We start from the raw sequence: 16,324 nt of genomic DNA, 5'->3' as shown, positions 1-16,324 counted from the left end.
GTGCTCGCTTCTACACTTTGCGCACCAGCCCCAGCAGTTTATGAGGTAGAGCAGTGGTGGCGACCGACCCGAAAGCCGGCGTGACGGCGGCAGTGCCGTCCTCTCCTGGGCTGCTCGGACAGCTCATCCGCTTCGGCCTCATCGGCGGCTTTTGCGCCCTGATCGATTTCGGTGTCTACCAGGGGCTTCGCGCCCTCGGAATGGACGCGACGCCGTGGGTGGACATCGCTCGCGCGCTCAGCTTCATCGTGGGCACCACGACCGCCTTCTTCCTGAACCGCAAGTTCACCTTCGCCGGTGGACGCCAGCAGGGCGCGCGTCAAATCGGTAGCTTCGTACTCCTGTACGCCGTGACGTTCCTCGTCGCCGTCGGCGTCAACCGCACGATGCTGCACGTCCTGCCGGAGTCGGCCTGGAAGGCCACTTTCGGTTGGGTCGTTTCGCAGGCAACCGCGACCATGATCAATTTCGTCATGCTCAAGTGGGTCGTCTTCCGTGAGCCCCGCGCCATCGCCACCAGCAAAGAGGAGAACTGAGGATTCATGCCCGGTAAAGCCGCCGTCACCGGAGAGGCCCCGAGCGCCATGGTGAGCACTGTCGACGACACCCGCTTCGCGGAACGCACCCCGCAGGGCCGTCTCACCGCGCAGCGCGGGCTCTACGCCGGCCCGGCCCCCATCGTCAGCAAAGACCTCTACGCCGAGCTCGAATGGGGCAGCGCCGTGCGCGAGCGTGCGGGCATCGCCATCGAGCCGGCGTCGAAGGTCTCCGGCAACACCTATTTCGGCCGCTTCCCCGCGAGCTACTGGCAGCGCTGGACCGACGTGACCGAGGTCCAGGTCGAGGCCGTCGTCACCGGTGACGGCCAGCTGTCCGTCGGCGCCTCCGACATCGAGGGCGACGCCCGCGTGGTCGCCGCCGAGATCGTCGCGGGCGCGAAGCAGCAGAAGGTGACGCTCACCGCGAAGCTCGACAAGTTCTACGACGGCGGCGCCCTCTGGCTCGACCTCGAGACCGAAGGCGGCCAGTCGCTGCGGGTCGAGAAGGTCCGCTGGACGGTCGAAGCGCCGGAGAAGATCCGCCCGACCGCGGTGACCATCTGCACGATGAACCGCGCCGACGACTGCCTGTCGAACCTGCAGGCGCTCGCCGCCGACGTCTCCTCGCTGGAGACGCTCGACGCGATCTACGTCGCCGACCAGGGCACCGACCTCGTCGAGTCGCGGGACGGCTTCGAGCAGGTCGCGAAGGACCTCGGCGACAAGCTGCACTACATCAAGCAGCCGAACCTCGGCGGCGCCGGCGGATTCACCCGCGGCCTCTACGAGGTCGCCGGGCACACCGAGACCGAGCACGCGAACGTCCTGTTCATGGACGACGACGTGCTGCTGGAGCCGGATCTGGTGATCCGGATGACGGCGTTCTCCAACCGCACGGTCAACCCGGTCATCGTCGGCGGGCAGATGCTGAACCTGCTGCACCCGAACCAGCTGCACGTCGGCGCCGAGTACGCCCGGCTGAACACGCTGGAGCCCGGCCAGCCGGTGCAGCACTCGCTCTCGACCGCCGACCTGCTCGGCGTCGACGAGGAGACCCTCAAGCCGAACCGCCAGGAACGCCGCCTCGACGCCGGGTACAACGGCTGGTGGTCGTGCCTGATCCCGTACGAGGTCGTCAAGGCCACGGGCTACCCGCTGCCGTTCTTCTTCCAGTGGGACGACGCGGAGTACAGCTACCGCGCTCGGGGAGCCGGCTTCCCGACGGTCACCCTTCCGGGCGCCGGCGTCTGGCACGCCGACTTCCACTGGAAGGACTGGGACGAGTGGCACCGCTACTTCAACCTGCGGAACTCGATCATCACCGCCGCGCTGCACTCGCCGTTCAACCTGAACCTGCTCTCGCGCGTGCTCATCGCGCAGCTGGTCCGGTACCTGCTCGGCATGCAGTACGGCCTGTCCGCCACGCTGATCAAGGCCGTCGAGGACTTCCTCGAAGGGCCGGAGGTCCTGCGTGACGGCGGCGTCGCCGCGATGAAGGAGATCCGCCGGATCCGCGACGAGTACCCCGAGACCAAACGGCACAAGGCCACCGACGTCCCGGGTATCGCGTCGAACGACATCGGCATCATCAACAGCGCGCCGCGGCCCAGCATGCAGCGCCTGGTGCTGATCAAGCGGATCCTCGACCGGGTGCTCGGCCGCAGCCGTCACTCGCTCGGCGCGATCCCGATCGACGAGGCCCACTGGTGGCACGTCGCGACCTTCGACACCGCCGTCGTCACCGACGCTTCGCAGGAAGGCGTGCGGGTCCGCTCGTACGACCGCGCGAAGATGTTCGACCTGGCGCGCCGGGGCGCGAAGGTGATCCAGCGGCTTCGCAAGGAAGGCGCGGCGGTGCAGGAGCAGTACAAGCGCGCCATGCCCGAGCTGACCTCGCGGGACAACTGGAAGCGCCTCTACAAGCTGTAGGACCGCTCCGCCCGGCTTCGATGTCCCCAATGTCGCATCAGAGACACTCAGCGTCTCCAATGCGACATTGGGGACACTGCTGTCCGGCCCTAGTGCAGGCCGAACACCCTCGTCTTGCGGTTCAGGTCGTCGATGTAGGCGGCGGCGACATGGGAGAAGTTGATCGCCACCTCGGAGTCGTCCCTCGTCTGGATCGTCTGTACCGCTCCGGTGCGGACGAAATGCGAGAGATCCTTGGTCAGCCGTTCGGTTTCTTCCGCCGTGAGCGCGAAGAGCAGCGGCTCGCCGCCGGCGACGAGATGAAGGACGAGCGCGGGTTTCTGGTCTGCCATGAATCCATGGCACCAGCCTTGATCACGGCCGGGCAAGCGGGTTCGCTGCGGGCGTATCGGGTGTGTGGACTACGTTCATCCCGACGGACAAGACACCCGCGGGGGGAAATGGCGATGCCGCATTCGTTCTCGTTGTCGCTGGCGGCGGTGGACATCCTGCTCGAACACGGCCGTTTCGGTCCGGCGCCCGTCCCGTTCGAGGTCCCGCACATCGGCACGACGACCGACCAGCGCGCGATGGTTCGCGAGGCGGTCTTCCGCGACCTCGAAGGCCGCGGCATGATGCGCGGCGGCAGGCTCGACGCCGACGTCGAACTCGCGCTCGCCACGTTCGCCGCCCCGCAGCTCGCGGTCTGGACGGTCGCGCAGATGGACGGGGACAAGCAGCTGTTCGCGCGGGCGGCGACGAACGGGCAGTTCGCGGTCCTCGCGCGCCAGGACGAGAACCTGCTCGTGTTCGAAGAGACCAGGCCGACCGCGATCGTCGCGTCGATCGTCGACCTCCTGCCGCTCACCCCGGCGGGCCCCGGCCAGTCGGTCACCATCGCGAAGCCGGTGAGCGCGCCGAAGCGCCCGCGGAACGACGATGCGTACGACCCCTTCGCCCAGGTCAGCGGTCCTCGTTCCCACGGGTCGAATCCCCAGCAGCGGCAGGTGGAGCGGATCTTCGAGAAGCCGATGAAGCGAGTGGGCCAGTTCAGCGTGTTCATCCGCGGCGGCCAGGTCTTCCCGCCGCTGGCGTGGTTCGACACGGAAGCGGGCCGGTTCATGATGACTTCGCGCCAGGCGACCGACGGGCAAAGCTGGCTGACCTACGCTCCCGCCGACAACGCGAGGATCGCGCAGCAGCTGTACGCCCAGCTCGAAGGCCAGTTCTGAACCGCCGGGAACCGGCGTGACGCCCGTTTCGTCACAGTTCCGGTGGGATCTCCGGTGATCGGAGAATCACCGTTGCGCTGAGTGCCCGGCTAGTAGACTTCCGGGCGAAACGCACGGGCGAGCAGACGATGCAGTGGGGCGGGCGATGGCTTTCGAAGCGGACGGCGGACAGGCGGCACCGGACTTCTCGATCGGCTCCGCCATGGGGGCGGCGGCCAAGTACGTGGAGGCGGGTGGCCTGAACCAGGCCGCGATCGCCAAGGTCAGCGCCGAAACCCAGAAGCTGGTGGCGGCCGCGAAGAGCGGCGGCTTCAAGATCACCGAGGAAGGCGTCAAGCCCCTGCGTGAGGCGCTCGCGAACATGTCGGAGGAGCTCAGCGCCCTCGGTACCCGGACGACGCGGCTTTCCGAGGCACCCCAGCTCGGCGACCACCCGTACGGCAAGGCCGTCGCGGCCCACGACCACAAGGGCGCCGCGCAGGCGAGCAACTCCGCGAGCGCGGTGCTCGAACAGTTCAAGCAGGTCGTCCGGGACGCCGACGAAGCGCTGGCCAGGGCCGCGGGGCTGTACAAGGGTGTCGAAGACCGCGCGATCGACGCCACCAAGAAGATTCAGGCCTGAGGGACGATGAAGAAACTCTGTGTGCTGCCGCTCGCCGCGGCCGCCCTGGTATTGGCCGCGTGCTCCAGCGAGAAGCCCGGGAGCGCGAGCCCGGCACCCTCGGCGCCACCCGCCCAGACCGGCGCGTCCAGCTCGGCGCCCGCCACCGGCGGTGGCGACACCAAGTCGATCGATCCGTGCTCCCTCCTCAGCGCGGCCGATCTCTCGTCCTACGGGACGTTCAAGGCTCCGGTGACGCTGAACGAAGGCGGAGCCCGCGCCTGCCAGTTCACCAAGGAGGCGGCGAGCGCCTCGGACAGCCTGACCGTCTCCGTCGACCTCCGTGACACGCAGAACATCGACAGCGTCAACGACGGCGGGAACGGCAAGACCACCGGGAACGTGAACGGGCGCAAAGCCGTGCTCGTGCCGAAACCGCCGTCCGGCTGCTTGATGGCACTCGAACTCACCGCTTCGGCGCGGGCCGACGTCCTCGTGGACGCCATCGACCCGAAGCAGGCCTGCGAGGTCGCCGAGAAGGTCGCCGATACCGTCGAACCGAAGCTTCCGAAGGGCTAAGGGGGAATCAGGATGAACACGAAGACACCGAACCTGAGCGAGAAGCAGGTCTCCGACCTTTCTCCCGCGGCACGGGACGCGTACTTCCAGCAGAAGGCCGAAGAGGGTGTCGACCCCAGCGACGGCTGGCTGTTCGGCGCGGTCAATCGGTTCATCGCCTCCGGGAAGGCCCACCAGCAGTCGCAGGAGGTCGGCGACAAGAACGTCGACCAGCTGACCAAGAACAAGGACGTCCAGTACGTCGAGGGCCTGGAGCCGTCGAACGCGGACTACCAGGGCTACGACCACGAGAAGCTCGAACAGTTCGTCAACAGCAACCTGAACGTCGAACAGGTCGCCGACGTCTCGACCGCCTACCACGAGATCCACAAGGCCTTCGACTCCTTCGCGAAGACGATGGACCAGGCCGTCACCGCGTCGCAGGGCACCTGGGAAGGCGACGCGGCGGGCAACGCGCAGGGGTACTTCAAGAGCCTCAGCAAGTGGTCCGAGACCAACTCCCAGAACGCCAAGCTCGCGTCCGAGACGATCTACGACCAGGGCACCGCGGCTTCCACCGTGAAGAACACGATGCCCAAACCGATCCCCTTCAACTGGAAGGAAGAGGTCGGGGGGTGGATGACGTCGAACCCGTTCAATCTCGGCGAGAACATCGACAAGTCCATCCAGAAGCAGAAGGACAGCCAGGAAGCGCACACCCAAGCGGCCTCCGCCATGCACAGCTACGACAAGGCGCTGTACGACGCCGCGTCGAAACAGCCGGCGTTCGCCGAGCCGCCGAAGTTCGGTGTGGGTGGTGGCGGCGACATTTCCGGCGATCGTCATCTGCGATATGACCTGCCGCCCGGCTCGAACAACCCCGGACCCGGCAACCCTGGCAACACCTACATCCCGCCCGGCAGCCGTGGCGGGGGTAGCGGCGGTGGTGGAGGGGGCGGTGGCGGCTACGGCACGCCCAACCTTCCCGGCCCCGGCAGCAGCACCGGCTCCGGCAGCATCCCGTCGGGGACGACGCCGTCCGGCTTCCAGAACACGCCGGCGCCGATCAGCACCCCCGGCCCCAACAACAACACCGCGATGCCGATGGGCCCCATGCCGATGGCGCCGCCCATGATGGGTGGCGGCATGGGCGACTCGGACTACAACAGCCGCACCGGCCGTGGTGGCGGCGGCGGAAGCGGGTTCGGTCCCGGCAGCGGTGCCGGGGGCTCCACGCCCGGTTCGGGCTCCGCGTCCGGCGCGGCCCGCCCCGGCGGGATCGGTGCCGCCGAAGCGGCGGCAGGCCGCGGTATGGGCGGTCTCGGCGGTGGCGCCGCCGGTCGCGGCGGGCCGGGTATGGGCGGCGGTATGGGCGGCCGCGGTCAGCAGGCGGACGGGGACGAGGACACCGAGCACCAGCGTCCGACGTACCTCGTCGAGGGTGACCCGGACGAGGTCTTCGGGACCGACATGCGCACCGCTCCGCCGGTCATCGGCGAGTAGACGTACGAAAAAGGGGCCCCTCGTGTGAGCGAGGGGCCCCTTTTGCTTTGTCTCAGTAGCGGTAGAACTTCTCCTTGCGGCCCTGCCGCACGAGCTTGAGCCACTGCAGGAAAGCCTTCGGGTCTCGCTTCACACCGATGAAGTACAGGCCGAATCGCACCACTTCGAGCGCGCCGATCTTGCGCATACCCGGCTGGGACAGCAGGTATCCGCGGTTGCGATAGGTGTAGTAGCGCTTGACCTCGTTCTCCGGGTCCTGCGCGTGGAACCGGCCGCCCAGCATCGGCTTGAACTCGTCCGAGCCGTCCGGGTGCAGGTACGCGGTCTTGAGCGAGGTGCCGAACGGCAGCCCGGACCGCACCAGGCGCCGGTGCAGTTCGACCTCGTCGCCGCGGAAGAACAGCCGCAGATCCGGCACGCCGACGACGTCCAAAGTGGACGCGCGGAACAACGCGCCGTTCATCAGCGAGGCGATCCCCGGCAGGAAGTCGTCGCCCAGCTCCGACGACGAACGCTTCCAGGTCAGCCCGCGCCGCAACGGGAACGCGAGCTTGTCCGGCGCGTCGATATTGGACACCACCGGCGAGATCTCGGCCAGATCCCGCTTCTCGGCCTCCTCCAGGAGGATCGCGAGGACGTTCTCGTCGGCGGGGCGGCCGTCGTCGTCGGCCAGCCAGACCCAGTCCGCGCCCAGCGAGAGCGCGTGCAGCATGCCGAGCGCGAACCCGCCCGCGCCGCCGAGGTTCCGGTGCGAAGGCAGGTACGTGACCGGCAGCGGGTAGTTCTCGACGATGTCCCGCGCCGACTTGTCCGGCCCGTTGTCGACCACGACGAGGTGGTCGACCGGGCGCGTCTGCGCGGCGATCACCTTGAGCGAGTCCGCGAGCAGTTCCCGCCGATGGCGCGTGACGACGACGCCGACGACGGCGCCTTCGGGCAACTGCCGGGTCTCGCTGGTCATCCTTGACCGCCGTTCGTCGTCGCCACCGGGTCGGGCTCGAGGCCGAACCGCTCCAGCGTTTCCTGGCTCATGTTCTCGAACGGGTCGCGCCCCTTGTAACCGGTCAGCACGTCGCGCAGCGAACCGCGCTGCTTGACGTGTCCCTCGTCCATCCAGATGGCGGAGTCGCAGAGTTCGAAGAGGAACTCGTCCGAGTGGCTGGCGAACACCAGGATGCCCGATCGCTTCACCAGCGCCTTCAACCGATCTTTGGCCTTGTTGAGGAACGCGGCGTCGACCGCGCCGATGCCCTCGTCGAGGATCAGGATCTCCGGGTCGATCGAGGTGACCACGCCCAGCGCCAGGCGGACCCGCATACCGGTCGAGTACGTCCGCAGCGGCATCTGCAGGTAGTCGCCGAGCTCGGTGAACTCCGCGATGTCGTCGACGCGGGCTTCCATCTGCTTCGCGGTCATCCCGAGGAACAGGCCGCGGATGAGGATGTTCTCCAGCCCGGAGATCTCCGGGTCCATGCCGATGCCGAGGTCGAAGACCGGCGCGATCTTGCCGGAGATCTTCGCCGAACCGCGGGTGGGCTCGTAGATGCCGGACAGCAGCCGCAGCAGCGTCGACTTCCCGGCACCGTTGTGGCCGACGAGGCCGACCCGGTCGCCTTCCCGCAGCTGGAGCGTCACGTCGTGCAGGGCTTCGATGATCGGCACCTTGGTCTCGGTGCCGATCTTGCCGCCGACCTTGCCCAGCACCTTCTTCTTCATGGAGCGGGTCTTCGCGTCGAAAATGGGGAAGTCGACGTAGGCGTTGTGCACATCAATGCTGACCATCTGTCACACCCAATAAGAGACGCGGGAACGGTAATTGCGCATCGCGACCAGCGCGAGGACCCAGCCGACGACGGTGATGCCGAGCACCACGTACCAGCTGTTGATGCTGACTTCCTGCCCGATCAGTGGTGCGCGCACGATCTGGATGAAGTGGAACAGCGGATTGCCATGCACGAACGGCAGTGCCCACGAGGTCGCGGCCCGCGCGCCGCCCGCCAGCAGCTGGTCGATCGGCCACACGATCGGCGTCATGTAGAAGAGCAGCTGGATGAGTGAGTTGATCACCTGCGGGATGTCGCGATAGCGGGTCGAGATGATGCCCAGCAGCAGGGTGACCCAGCCGGCGTTCAACGCGAGCATGAAGAAGCCTGGGATCGCGGTGAGCGAGTACCAGCCGATTCCGGGGTGGCAGATGCCGGAGAAACCCGGATTGCAGTTGCCGGTGTTCAGCGAATAGTCGTGGTTGAGCGCGCTGAAGAAGATCGCGATGACGATCACGTAGACGATCAGGTTGTGCACCAGCATCAGAGTCTGGCGCCAGACCGTGCGCAGCACGTAGACCGAGAGCGGCGCCGGGAGCTGTTTGATCAGTCCCTCGTTGGAGATGAAGGTCTCCATGCCCTCGGACAGGCAGCCGCTGATGAAGCCCCAGATGATGAAGCCCGTGCTGAGGTAGGGCAGGAAGGTCTCGATCGGCATGCCGAACAGCTGTGAGTACAGCAGCCCCAGGCCGAGCGCGATGACACCCTGGCTGATCGTGATCCAGAACGGGCCGATCACCGAGCGGCGATAGCGCTGCTTGATGTCCTGCCAGCCGAGGTGTCCCCACAGCTCTCTGGCGGCGAAACCGGTCTTGATGTCGGCGAACGCGCGCGAAAAGGTCTTGCTGTCCGAAATCGGCGGAACCGAGGTCGGCGCAGCACCGTCGGCGGCGTGAACCGTGCTGGTGGCATGCACGGGAACGAGGGTACCGATGGAGCCGATGGTGCCTGGGCCGCCCCGCCCCGAGCAGGTTTCCCGCTCCCTCTCCGGTAACGGTGTGTGCGGCGTTACGATGCACGAATGCCGGTCCCCGACAGAACGGCTTCGGATTCGAAGCCTGCCCGGCGCGCACTGTATTACCTGGTCGCGCCGGTCGGTCACCCCAACTATGGTGACGAACTCATTGCCGCGAGTTGGCTCCGGCATCTGGCCGAAGTGGCCCCTGACGCGGATGTATGGGTGGACACCCATTCACCCGGTCCCGCCGCCGTACTCCTCGACGGCCTGCATCCCCGAGCGAAGTTCACGGACACCTTGTGGCGGCTGTGCTGGGAGGCCTCGTCCGAGGACCCGTGGCAGGCCGCGGCATGGGTCCGGGAAGCCATCCACAACCCCGGGATGATGCCCAGGCTGCATCACGGGATCGAACTGCTCGCGACGGTCGACGTGATCCACGTCGTCGGGGGCGGCTACATCAACAAACTGTGGCCCAAGCAGATCGGCCTCCTGGCCGGCGCGGCCGCCGCCGCGGAGCGCTCGGGTGGCCGGGCGGCCATGACGGGGCAGGGGCTGTTGCCCGCTTGTGACGACGTCGCGCCGTTGTTGCGTGCGCTGGCCGACCGGTTCGAGATCGTGGAAGTCCGTGACGACGCTTCTGCCGAGTTGCTGGACGTGCCGGTGGGCCTTGACGACGCGTTCATCGGCATCGGACCGCATCTCTACGAGGAGACCGAGGACCTTCCCGAGGTCATGCTCTGCCTTCAGTCCGACCTGGTGGAGGTCGGGGTCGGCAAGCTGGCCGGCGCGGTGCTGTCGATGCTGCGGTCCTGGAAGATCCCGCCCGAAAAGATCGGCGTGGTCGAAGGGGTTCCGCGCGTCGACAGGGAGGTGTTCGCGCTCCTCGAGCGGGAATTGCCGGGCGCCCGGTTCTACCCGTTTTCGCACATCTGGACGCACGGACTCCCGGTTTCGCCCCGGCAGACCTGGATCTCCACCAGGTTTCACCTGCACATGCTGGCGGCAGCGGGAGGTGCTTCGGGGGTCGCGGTCTCGATCCACCCCGACTACTACGCGACGAAGCATCGTTCCTTGGCGGCGCTCGGTTCGAACTGGACCCTGCTGGAGGACTTGAGCGAGGTCCCGGATCGGCCGAAGGCGGGTGGATACGCACCCGATGTCTTGGCCGGTTTCAAGAAGGCGAAGCGTGACCTGGCGAAAACCATCTACGCGCCCGTGGTCCGTCCCGAACCGGAGCCGGACGGCCCCGCGGAAGCTCAGGTGACTCCGCTTCGGAGGCGGTGGGCTCGGCTCATTCGCAGTTGATCGATCGGGATCGAGGACCACAGCTGTCCTCGATCCTTTCTACCGTCGGCCCCCATGACCGATGAGATCACGCCGTTCACGATCACCGTCCCCCAGCGCGACCTCGACGACCTCGCCGCCCGCCTGGCGAACACGCGCTGGCCGGACGAGCTCGACGGCGTCGGCTGGGGGCTCGGGACACCGCTCGCCTACCTCCAGGAGCTCGCCGAGTACTGGCGGCTCCGCTACGACTGGCGCGCTCACGAGGAGCGCCTCAACGGGTTCCCGGGTTTCCTGACGAACATCGACGGCGCGAATGTCCACTTCCTGCACGCGCGGTCTCCGGAGCCGGACGCGATCCCGCTGGTGCTCACGCACGACTGGCCGGGGTCCATTGTGGAATTCCTCGACGTCGTCGGCCCGCTTTCCGACCCGCGCGCGTACGGCGGCGACCCGGGGGACGCGTTCCACGTCGTCGTGCCGTCGCTGCCGGGGTTCGGCTTCTCGGGGCCGACGACCGACGCCGACTGGGGCACCGGCCGGATCGCCGACGCCTGGACGGTGCTGATGTCGCGGCTCGGATACGAGCGGTTCGGGCTGCACGGCGGTGACTGGGGCGCGATCGTGTCGCGCGACGTGGGCGTCCGCTGCCCCGAGAGGGTGATCGGCGCGCACCTGACGATGCTGCCGCACGCGGTGCCGGAATCCGAGGCCGACCTCGAAGGGCTCACCGGTGAGGAACTCGCGCGCGGAGAGGCGGCGCTGGCGCGTGGGCGGGAGTTCCAGACCGGCGAGCTGGGTTACGCGATGATCCAGGCGACCAAGCCGCAAACGCTTGCCTATGGGCTCACCGACTCACCGGCCGGGCAGCTCGGCTGGCTGGTGGAGAAGTTCAAGTCCTATTCGGACTCGCGGGACGTCCCGGAGGACGCGATCGATCGCGACGACCTGCTCACCAGCGTGATGCTCTACTGGCTCACCGGCACGGCGAACTCGTCTTCGCGGATTTACGCCGCGCTGGGCCCGGCCTGGGGTGAGGGGCCTGCGAAGTCCACGGTGCCGACCGGCGTGGCCGTGTTCCCGAAGGACACGGGCCTGCCGATCCGGCACCTCGCCGAGCGCACCGACAACGTCGTGCACTGGTCCACTCAGGACCGCGGGGGTCACTTCCCCGGGCTGGAGGTGCCGGACCTGCTCATCGACGACCTGCGGACGTTCTTCCGCCGGTTCCGCTGACCCGGGTCAGAGGTACTGGCCCGGCCCGTGCGACTCGCCGCCGGCCCCGTGCCCGCCCAAAGCGGCGCCGCCCGCGGAAGGGCCGGCCGGGAGCCCGCGCCGCATCTGCTCCAGCTGCACCCGCGCGGCCATCTGCTGCGCGAACAGCGCGGTCTGGATACCGCTGAACAGCCCTTCCAGCCAGCCGACCAGCTGCGCCTGCGCGATCCGCAGCTCGGCGTCGGAGGGCGTCGAGTTCTCGGTGAACGGCCGCACCAGCCGCTCCAGCTCGTCCTGCAGCTCCGGCGCCAGCGCCTGCTCCAGCTCGCGGATGGAGGTCTGGTGGATCTCGCGCACGCGGTTACGGCTGGCGTCGTCCAGCGGCGCGGCGCGGACCTCTTCCAGCAGCTGCTTGATCATCGTGCCGATGCGCATCACCTTGGCGGGTTCTTCGACGAGGTCGCCGAGCGACTCCTCCTGAGCGGACTCGTCGTCGGAGCCGGGGGAGGCGATGCGTGCGGTGCCGACCGGGGTGCCGTCGGGACCGACGACCACCACATGGTGTGGGGAGTCTCCGCCGCCGTCACCGGGGGTGGTCGATTCGCGGGAAACTGGGTCGGTCATGTGCTCCATCCTGGCCTACGTCGGGCGCCGAGCGCAGTGTGGTTTTCGCCGCCGTCTCCGAGCGTAGCGGGAATCGTCGCACCCCGTGTTCGGGCAGCCAACCCCGGGTAAAGCGCCAAACCGCACGTCCGTACGGTGTCCCCATGGCGTTCGACGTCGCTCGTATCCGTGGGCTGTTTCCCGCGCTGGGTGACGGCTGGATTCACTTCGACGGCGCCGCCGGAATGCTCGTACCTGAACAGGTCGCTTCGGCCGTATCCACGGCCATGCGCGCTCCGGTGTCCGGACCGGGTGGAGCGTTTCCGGCCTCCCAGCGTGCGGAAAGCATTGTCACGGCCGCTCGCCGGGCGGTCGCCGACCTGGTCGGCGCCGATCCGGCCGGGGTCGTGCTCGGCCCCAACGCGCCCGATCTCATCCGCCGTCTCGTCGACGCGATGGCCGACCGCTGGACGATCGGCGACGAGGTCGTCGTCTCCCGGCTCGACGAGGAGGCCAACCTCGCGCCGTGGCGCCGCGCGGCGAAACGCGTCGGTGCGGTCGTGCGCTGGGGCGAGATCGACATCGAGACCTGCGAGCTGCCCGCCTGGCAGTACGAGAACCTCGTTTCCGCGCGCACCAAGGCCGTCGCCGTGACGCTGGCGTCCGGTTCGGTCGGCACCCGGCCCGACGTCCCGACGGTGATCGAGTTCGCCAAACGGGTCGGCGCGCTGGTGGTCGTCGACGCGACGTACGCGGCGCCATTCGTGCCGCTCGACCTCAACGCGCTCGGCGCCGACGTGATGGTGGTTTCGGCGCAGGCCTGGGGCGGGCCGTCGGTGGGGGCGCTGGTCTTCCGCGATCCCGAGCTGCTCGAACGCCTGCCGTCGGTGTCGCTCGATCCGGCCGCGCGCGGTCCGGCCCGGATGGAGCTGGGGCCGCACGCGTATCCGTTGCTGGCCGGTCTGATCGCGTCGATCGACTATCTGGCCGGTTTGGACGACGCCGCGATGGGCTCGCGGCGCGAGAAGCTGGTGACCTCGCTGGGTTCGGCGAAGTCGTACCACGCGGGACTTCTGGCGCAGCTGTCCACGGAACTGCGTTCGCTGCGGCACGTGATGGTCATCGGCGACGCCATGCGCCGGATCCCCGCGCTCGCGTTCGCCGTCGCGGGCAAGAAGGCGCCCGAGGTCGCCGAATACCTGGCGTCCCAAGGGCTCTGTGCCTTCGCCGACGACGGCACGAGCGGTGTCTTCGGGTCGCTCGGCGCCGCCGAAGTCGGCGGCGCCGTCCGCATCGGGCTCGCGCACTATTCGAACGTCTTCGAGGTCAACCAGCTCGTCCGGGTGCTGGAAGAGATCCGCTAGCCCGGACCCCGCCCCGCCGCCACCCTCAACGGACAGGCTGCGCCTGACTCGTCAGGATTTAGCCGCAAGCAGGACCTTGCCGAAAACCGTGCCTTCTTCGAGTGCGCGGTGTGCCGAAGCGGCTTCGGCCATCGGGACGACCTGGCCGACGATCGGTTTCACCGAACCCTGCTCCACCAACGGCCACAGCCGCTCGCGGACGTCGGCGACGATCGCCGCCTTCTGCTCCAGCGGCCGCGAGCGGAGCCCGGCGGCGTACACGCTCACGCGTTTGCCCAGCAGCTTGCCGATGTTCAGCTCGCCCTTGACCCCGCCCTGCATGCCGATGATCACCAGCCTGCCGTCGGCTTTCAGCGCGTCGATGTTGCGGTCGAGGTACTTGGCGCCCATGTTGTCGAGGATGACGTCCGCGCCGCCGGTCTCGGCGCGCAGGACCTCGACGAAGTCCTGCTCCTTGTAGTCGATCGCGATGTCGGCGCCGAGCTGGCGGCAGCTCTCCAGCCGGGCTGGCGAACCCGCCGTCACCGCGACCGTCGCGCCGAGAGCCTTGGCGACCTGGATCGCGTGCGTGCCGATGCCGCCCGCGCCGCCGTGGACGAGCAGGACCTCGCCTTCGGACAGCTTGGCGTGCATCACCACATTCGCCCACACGGTGCACGCGACTTCGGGCAGTCCGGCGGCCGCGAGCAATTCGACTTCGGCGGGAAGCGGAAGCAGTTGTCCTGCCGGGACAGCGACCTTTTCCCCATAGCCGCCACCGGCGAGCAAAGCACAAACTTCATCGCCGATTCGCCATCCCTCGACGCCTTCGCCGATTTCGGTGATCGTGCCCGAACATTCGAGTCCGAGAATTTCGCTCGCACCCGGCGGGGGAGGGTAGTTGCCCTGGCGTTGCAGCAGGTCAGCGCGGTTGACGGCGCTCGCGGCGACTTCGATGACGACTTCGCCTTCGCCTGCCGCGGGATCGGGGACCTCCGTCCATTCGAGAACATCGGGATCGCCGGGCTCACGGATGGTGATCGCGTACATACAAACGACCCTATCCCGGTGTCATAAAGTCCGCCGAACGTCGGTTGACCTGTGGCGCAAACCACACAAAGGTGGCGCCCATGTCATATTCGCGAAGAAGCATTGTTCCCTCGATCGTGGTAGCGGCCACCGCCGCGCTCACGGTCGGAATGGCACCGGCTGCGACGGCCACCACCGGGATCGACGGTCCCGCGCTGGCGAAGCAGCTCGTCAACAAGGTGAACGTGAACAACGTCAACCGGCACCTGATCGCCTTCCAGCGGATCTCGGACGCGACCGGTGGCCGCCGTGCCGCCAGCACCGAGGGGCACAAGCGATCCGCTGAGTACATCGCCACGAAGCTGGAGCAGGCGGGCTTCGCGGTCACGCGGCAGGAGTTCCCCTTCACCTACGCGGAGACCCTCGCGGAGAAACTGACGGTCGCGGGCGCCGACGTCCCGGTCATCATCATGTCCTACAGCCCGTCGACGCCGGCGGGGGGAATCACCGCGCCGCTCGCGGTGGTCCCGGTCGACGACACCAGTGGTTGCGAAGCGGCCGACTACGCGGGCGGAGTCGCCGGCAAGATCGCCCTGATCCAGCGCGGTGGCTGCTCCTTCGCGCAGAAGCAGGCGACGGCCGCCGAGGCGGGCGCGCTCGGCGCGATCGTCTACAACAACGTCCCGGGCCCGGTCAACGGCACCCTGGGCGACCCGGCCGCGGGCAAGATCCCGACCGGTGGCATCACCCAGGCCGACGGCCAGGCGCTCGCCACCAAGGCAGGGGCCTCGGTCACCCTCGACCTGCGTGCCTTCCAGGAGGCGCGGACCAGCTACAACGTCCTCGCCGAGACCAAGACCGGCCGCAAGGACAACGTCGTGATGCTCGGCGCCCACCTCGACAGCGTCACCGAGGGCCCCGGCATCAACGACAACGGCACGGGTTCCGCCGCGCTGCTGGAGACCGCGCTGCAGCTCGGCAGCAAGCCCAAGGCCAACAACGCCGTCCGCTTCGGCTGGTGGAGCGCCGAGGAGTTCGGGCTCGTCGGCTCGACGCACTACGTCAACTCGCTGACCTTCGAGCAGCAGCTCGACATCGCGCTCTACTACAACTACGACATGATCGGTTCGCCGAACGCGGCGTACTTCGCCTACGACGGTGACAACTCCGACGGTGTCGGCGAGGGCGCGGGCCCGTACGGCTCGGGTCAGCTCGAAAAGACCTTGGTCGACTACCTGCAGCTCGGCAAGGGCGTCCCGGTCGAGGGCACGGACTTCACCGGTCGCTCGGACTACCAGGGCTTCATTCGCGCCGGTATCCCGGCCGGTGGCCTGTTCACCGGTGCCGAAGGCGTGAAGACCGCCGCACAGGCCGCCAAATGGGGCGGTAGCGCCAACGTTCCTTACGACAAGTGCTACCACCAGGCCTGCGACAACCTCGGCAACGTCGACCGCGTCGCGCTCGACCGCAACTCCGACGCCGTCGCCTGGGCGCTGGGCGTGTACGCGACCAGCACCGAGAACATCAACGGTGTCTCGGGCGCCAAGGCCGCGAAGGCGCGGGAGCTTCGTGCGGCCGAGCGGTCGCAGCAGCGGAGCCTGACGGCTTCGGTCCACGCTGACGACCACCACGTCGCCGCCTGATCGGAGTACTTGAAGCCCCCTTCCCCGCGTCTGGCGCGAGGAAGGGGGCTTCGGCGATGCTGTGGGCGTGGAGTACGTGTCCAGA

16 protein-coding genes are annotated in these 16,324 nt (G+C 68.1%); 10 read left to right on the top strand and 6 right to left on the bottom strand.

The features are described from left to right. Positions 1 to 53: 53 nt before the first annotated feature. Positions 54 to 536: a GtrA family protein gene (locus BLW75_RS23010; protein WP_034309783.1), complete on the top strand. Its 483-nt coding sequence runs from the start codon at positions 54 to 56 to the stop codon at positions 534 to 536. A 6-nt stretch (positions 537 to 542) separates the two neighbouring features. Then, positions 543 to 2,468, top strand: coding sequence for a glycosyltransferase (locus BLW75_RS23005; RefSeq protein WP_034309785.1), 1,926 nt, complete (start codon positions 543 to 545; stop codon positions 2,466 to 2,468). Positions 2,469 to 2,557: 89 nt separating this feature from the next. Here the strand turns inward: BLW75_RS23005 and BLW75_RS23000 are convergent, their stop codons facing one another. Beyond that, positions 2,558 to 2,800: a hypothetical protein gene (locus tag BLW75_RS23000; protein ID WP_034309787.1), complete on the bottom strand. Its 243-nt coding sequence runs from the start codon at positions 2,798 to 2,800 to the stop codon at positions 2,558 to 2,560. A 114-nt stretch (positions 2,801 to 2,914) separates the two neighbouring features. Here BLW75_RS23000 and BLW75_RS22995 point away from each other — a divergent pair, with 114 nt between their 5' ends. The 4 genes from BLW75_RS22995 (at position 2,915) to BLW75_RS22980 (ending at position 6,341) form a co-directional block, all read left to right on the top strand. Beyond that, the gene (locus BLW75_RS22995; RefSeq protein WP_034309790.1) at positions 2,915 to 3,679 is read left to right on the top strand and encodes an ESX secretion-associated protein EspG; all 765 of its coding nucleotides are present in this window, start codon (positions 2,915 to 2,917) and stop codon (positions 3,677 to 3,679) included. A 145-nt stretch (positions 3,680 to 3,824) separates the two neighbouring features. Next, a complete protein-coding gene (locus BLW75_RS22990) occupies positions 3,825 to 4,301 on the top strand; it encodes a hypothetical protein (protein ID WP_241783487.1) in 477 nt (158 codons plus the stop codon). A 6-nt stretch (positions 4,302 to 4,307) separates the two neighbouring features. Next, positions 4,308 to 4,859, top strand: a complete 552-nt coding sequence (locus BLW75_RS22985; protein ID WP_034309792.1) for a DUF3558 family protein — start codon at positions 4,308 to 4,310, stop codon at positions 4,857 to 4,859. A gap of 12 nt (positions 4,860 to 4,871) precedes the next feature. Continuing rightward, a complete protein-coding gene (locus BLW75_RS22980) occupies positions 4,872 to 6,341 on the top strand; it encodes a hypothetical protein (RefSeq protein ID WP_034309794.1) in 1,470 nt (489 codons plus the stop codon). A gap of 52 nt (positions 6,342 to 6,393) precedes the next feature. On the opposite strand, the gene glfT1 is transcribed toward BLW75_RS22980, so the two are convergent. From glfT1 to wzm, 3 genes are read right to left on the bottom strand one after another with little or no spacing between them, the layout of a single operon-like run. Next, positions 6,394 to 7,302 (bottom strand): galactofuranosyltransferase GlfT1, encoded by a 909-nt coding sequence (glfT1, locus tag BLW75_RS22975; protein ID WP_034309796.1) that lies wholly within the window; start codon positions 7,300 to 7,302, stop codon positions 6,394 to 6,396. After that, the gene (wzt, locus tag BLW75_RS22970; RefSeq protein WP_034309798.1) at positions 7,299 to 8,123 is read right to left on the bottom strand and encodes a galactan export ABC transporter ATP-binding subunit Wzt/RfbE; all 825 of its coding nucleotides are present in this window, start codon (positions 8,121 to 8,123) and stop codon (positions 7,299 to 7,301) included. The genes glfT1 and wzt overlap by 4 nt, the downstream gene beginning before the upstream one ends. Before the next feature lie 3 nt (positions 8,124 to 8,126). Beyond that, positions 8,127 to 9,080, bottom strand: a complete 954-nt coding sequence (wzm, locus tag BLW75_RS22965; RefSeq protein ID WP_034309802.1) for a galactan export ABC transporter permease subunit Wzm/RfbD — start codon at positions 9,078 to 9,080, stop codon at positions 8,127 to 8,129. Between the two features lie 105 nt (positions 9,081 to 9,185). Here wzm and BLW75_RS22960 point away from each other — a divergent pair, with 105 nt between their 5' ends. Continuing rightward, positions 9,186 to 10,427 (top strand): polysaccharide pyruvyl transferase family protein, encoded by a 1,242-nt coding sequence (locus BLW75_RS22960; RefSeq protein WP_091598152.1) that lies wholly within the window; start codon positions 9,186 to 9,188, stop codon positions 10,425 to 10,427. Between the two features lie 54 nt (positions 10,428 to 10,481). Then, positions 10,482 to 11,642, top strand: coding sequence for an epoxide hydrolase family protein (locus tag BLW75_RS22955; RefSeq protein ID WP_034309804.1), 1,161 nt, complete (start codon positions 10,482 to 10,484; stop codon positions 11,640 to 11,642). Between the two features lie 6 nt (positions 11,643 to 11,648). Here BLW75_RS22955 and BLW75_RS22950 read toward each other — a convergent pair whose 3' ends face one another. Next, positions 11,649 to 12,254, bottom strand: a complete 606-nt coding sequence (locus BLW75_RS22950) for a bacterial proteasome activator family protein (RefSeq protein ID WP_034309807.1) — start codon at positions 12,252 to 12,254, stop codon at positions 11,649 to 11,651. A gap of 134 nt (positions 12,255 to 12,388) precedes the next feature. Between BLW75_RS22950 and BLW75_RS22945 the strand changes: the two genes are divergently transcribed. Continuing rightward, positions 12,389 to 13,588 carry a cysteine desulfurase-like protein gene (locus tag BLW75_RS22945; protein WP_034309809.1) on the top strand — a complete coding sequence of 400 codons (1,200 nt, stop codon included), beginning with the start codon at positions 12,389 to 12,391 and terminating at the stop codon, positions 13,586 to 13,588. A 51-nt stretch (positions 13,589 to 13,639) separates the two neighbouring features. Here BLW75_RS22945 and BLW75_RS22940 read toward each other — a convergent pair whose 3' ends face one another. Continuing rightward, positions 13,640 to 14,617: an NAD(P)H-quinone oxidoreductase gene (locus tag BLW75_RS22940; RefSeq protein ID WP_034309812.1), complete on the bottom strand. Its 978-nt coding sequence runs from the start codon at positions 14,615 to 14,617 to the stop codon at positions 13,640 to 13,642. An 80-nt stretch (positions 14,618 to 14,697) separates the two neighbouring features. On the opposite strand from BLW75_RS22940, the gene BLW75_RS22935 reads away from it, so the two are divergent. After that, positions 14,698 to 16,239, top strand: a complete 1,542-nt coding sequence (locus BLW75_RS22935) for a M28 family peptidase (protein ID WP_198935705.1) — start codon at positions 14,698 to 14,700, stop codon at positions 16,237 to 16,239. The last annotated feature ends 85 nt before the right edge of the window (positions 16,240 to 16,324 follow it).

This window comes from Amycolatopsis lurida, from assembly GCF_900105055.1.
GTDB classification, from domain to species: domain Bacteria; phylum Actinomycetota; class Actinomycetes; order Mycobacteriales; family Pseudonocardiaceae; genus Amycolatopsis; species Amycolatopsis lurida.
This window is presented reverse-complemented; position numbering and strand designations above follow the sequence as displayed.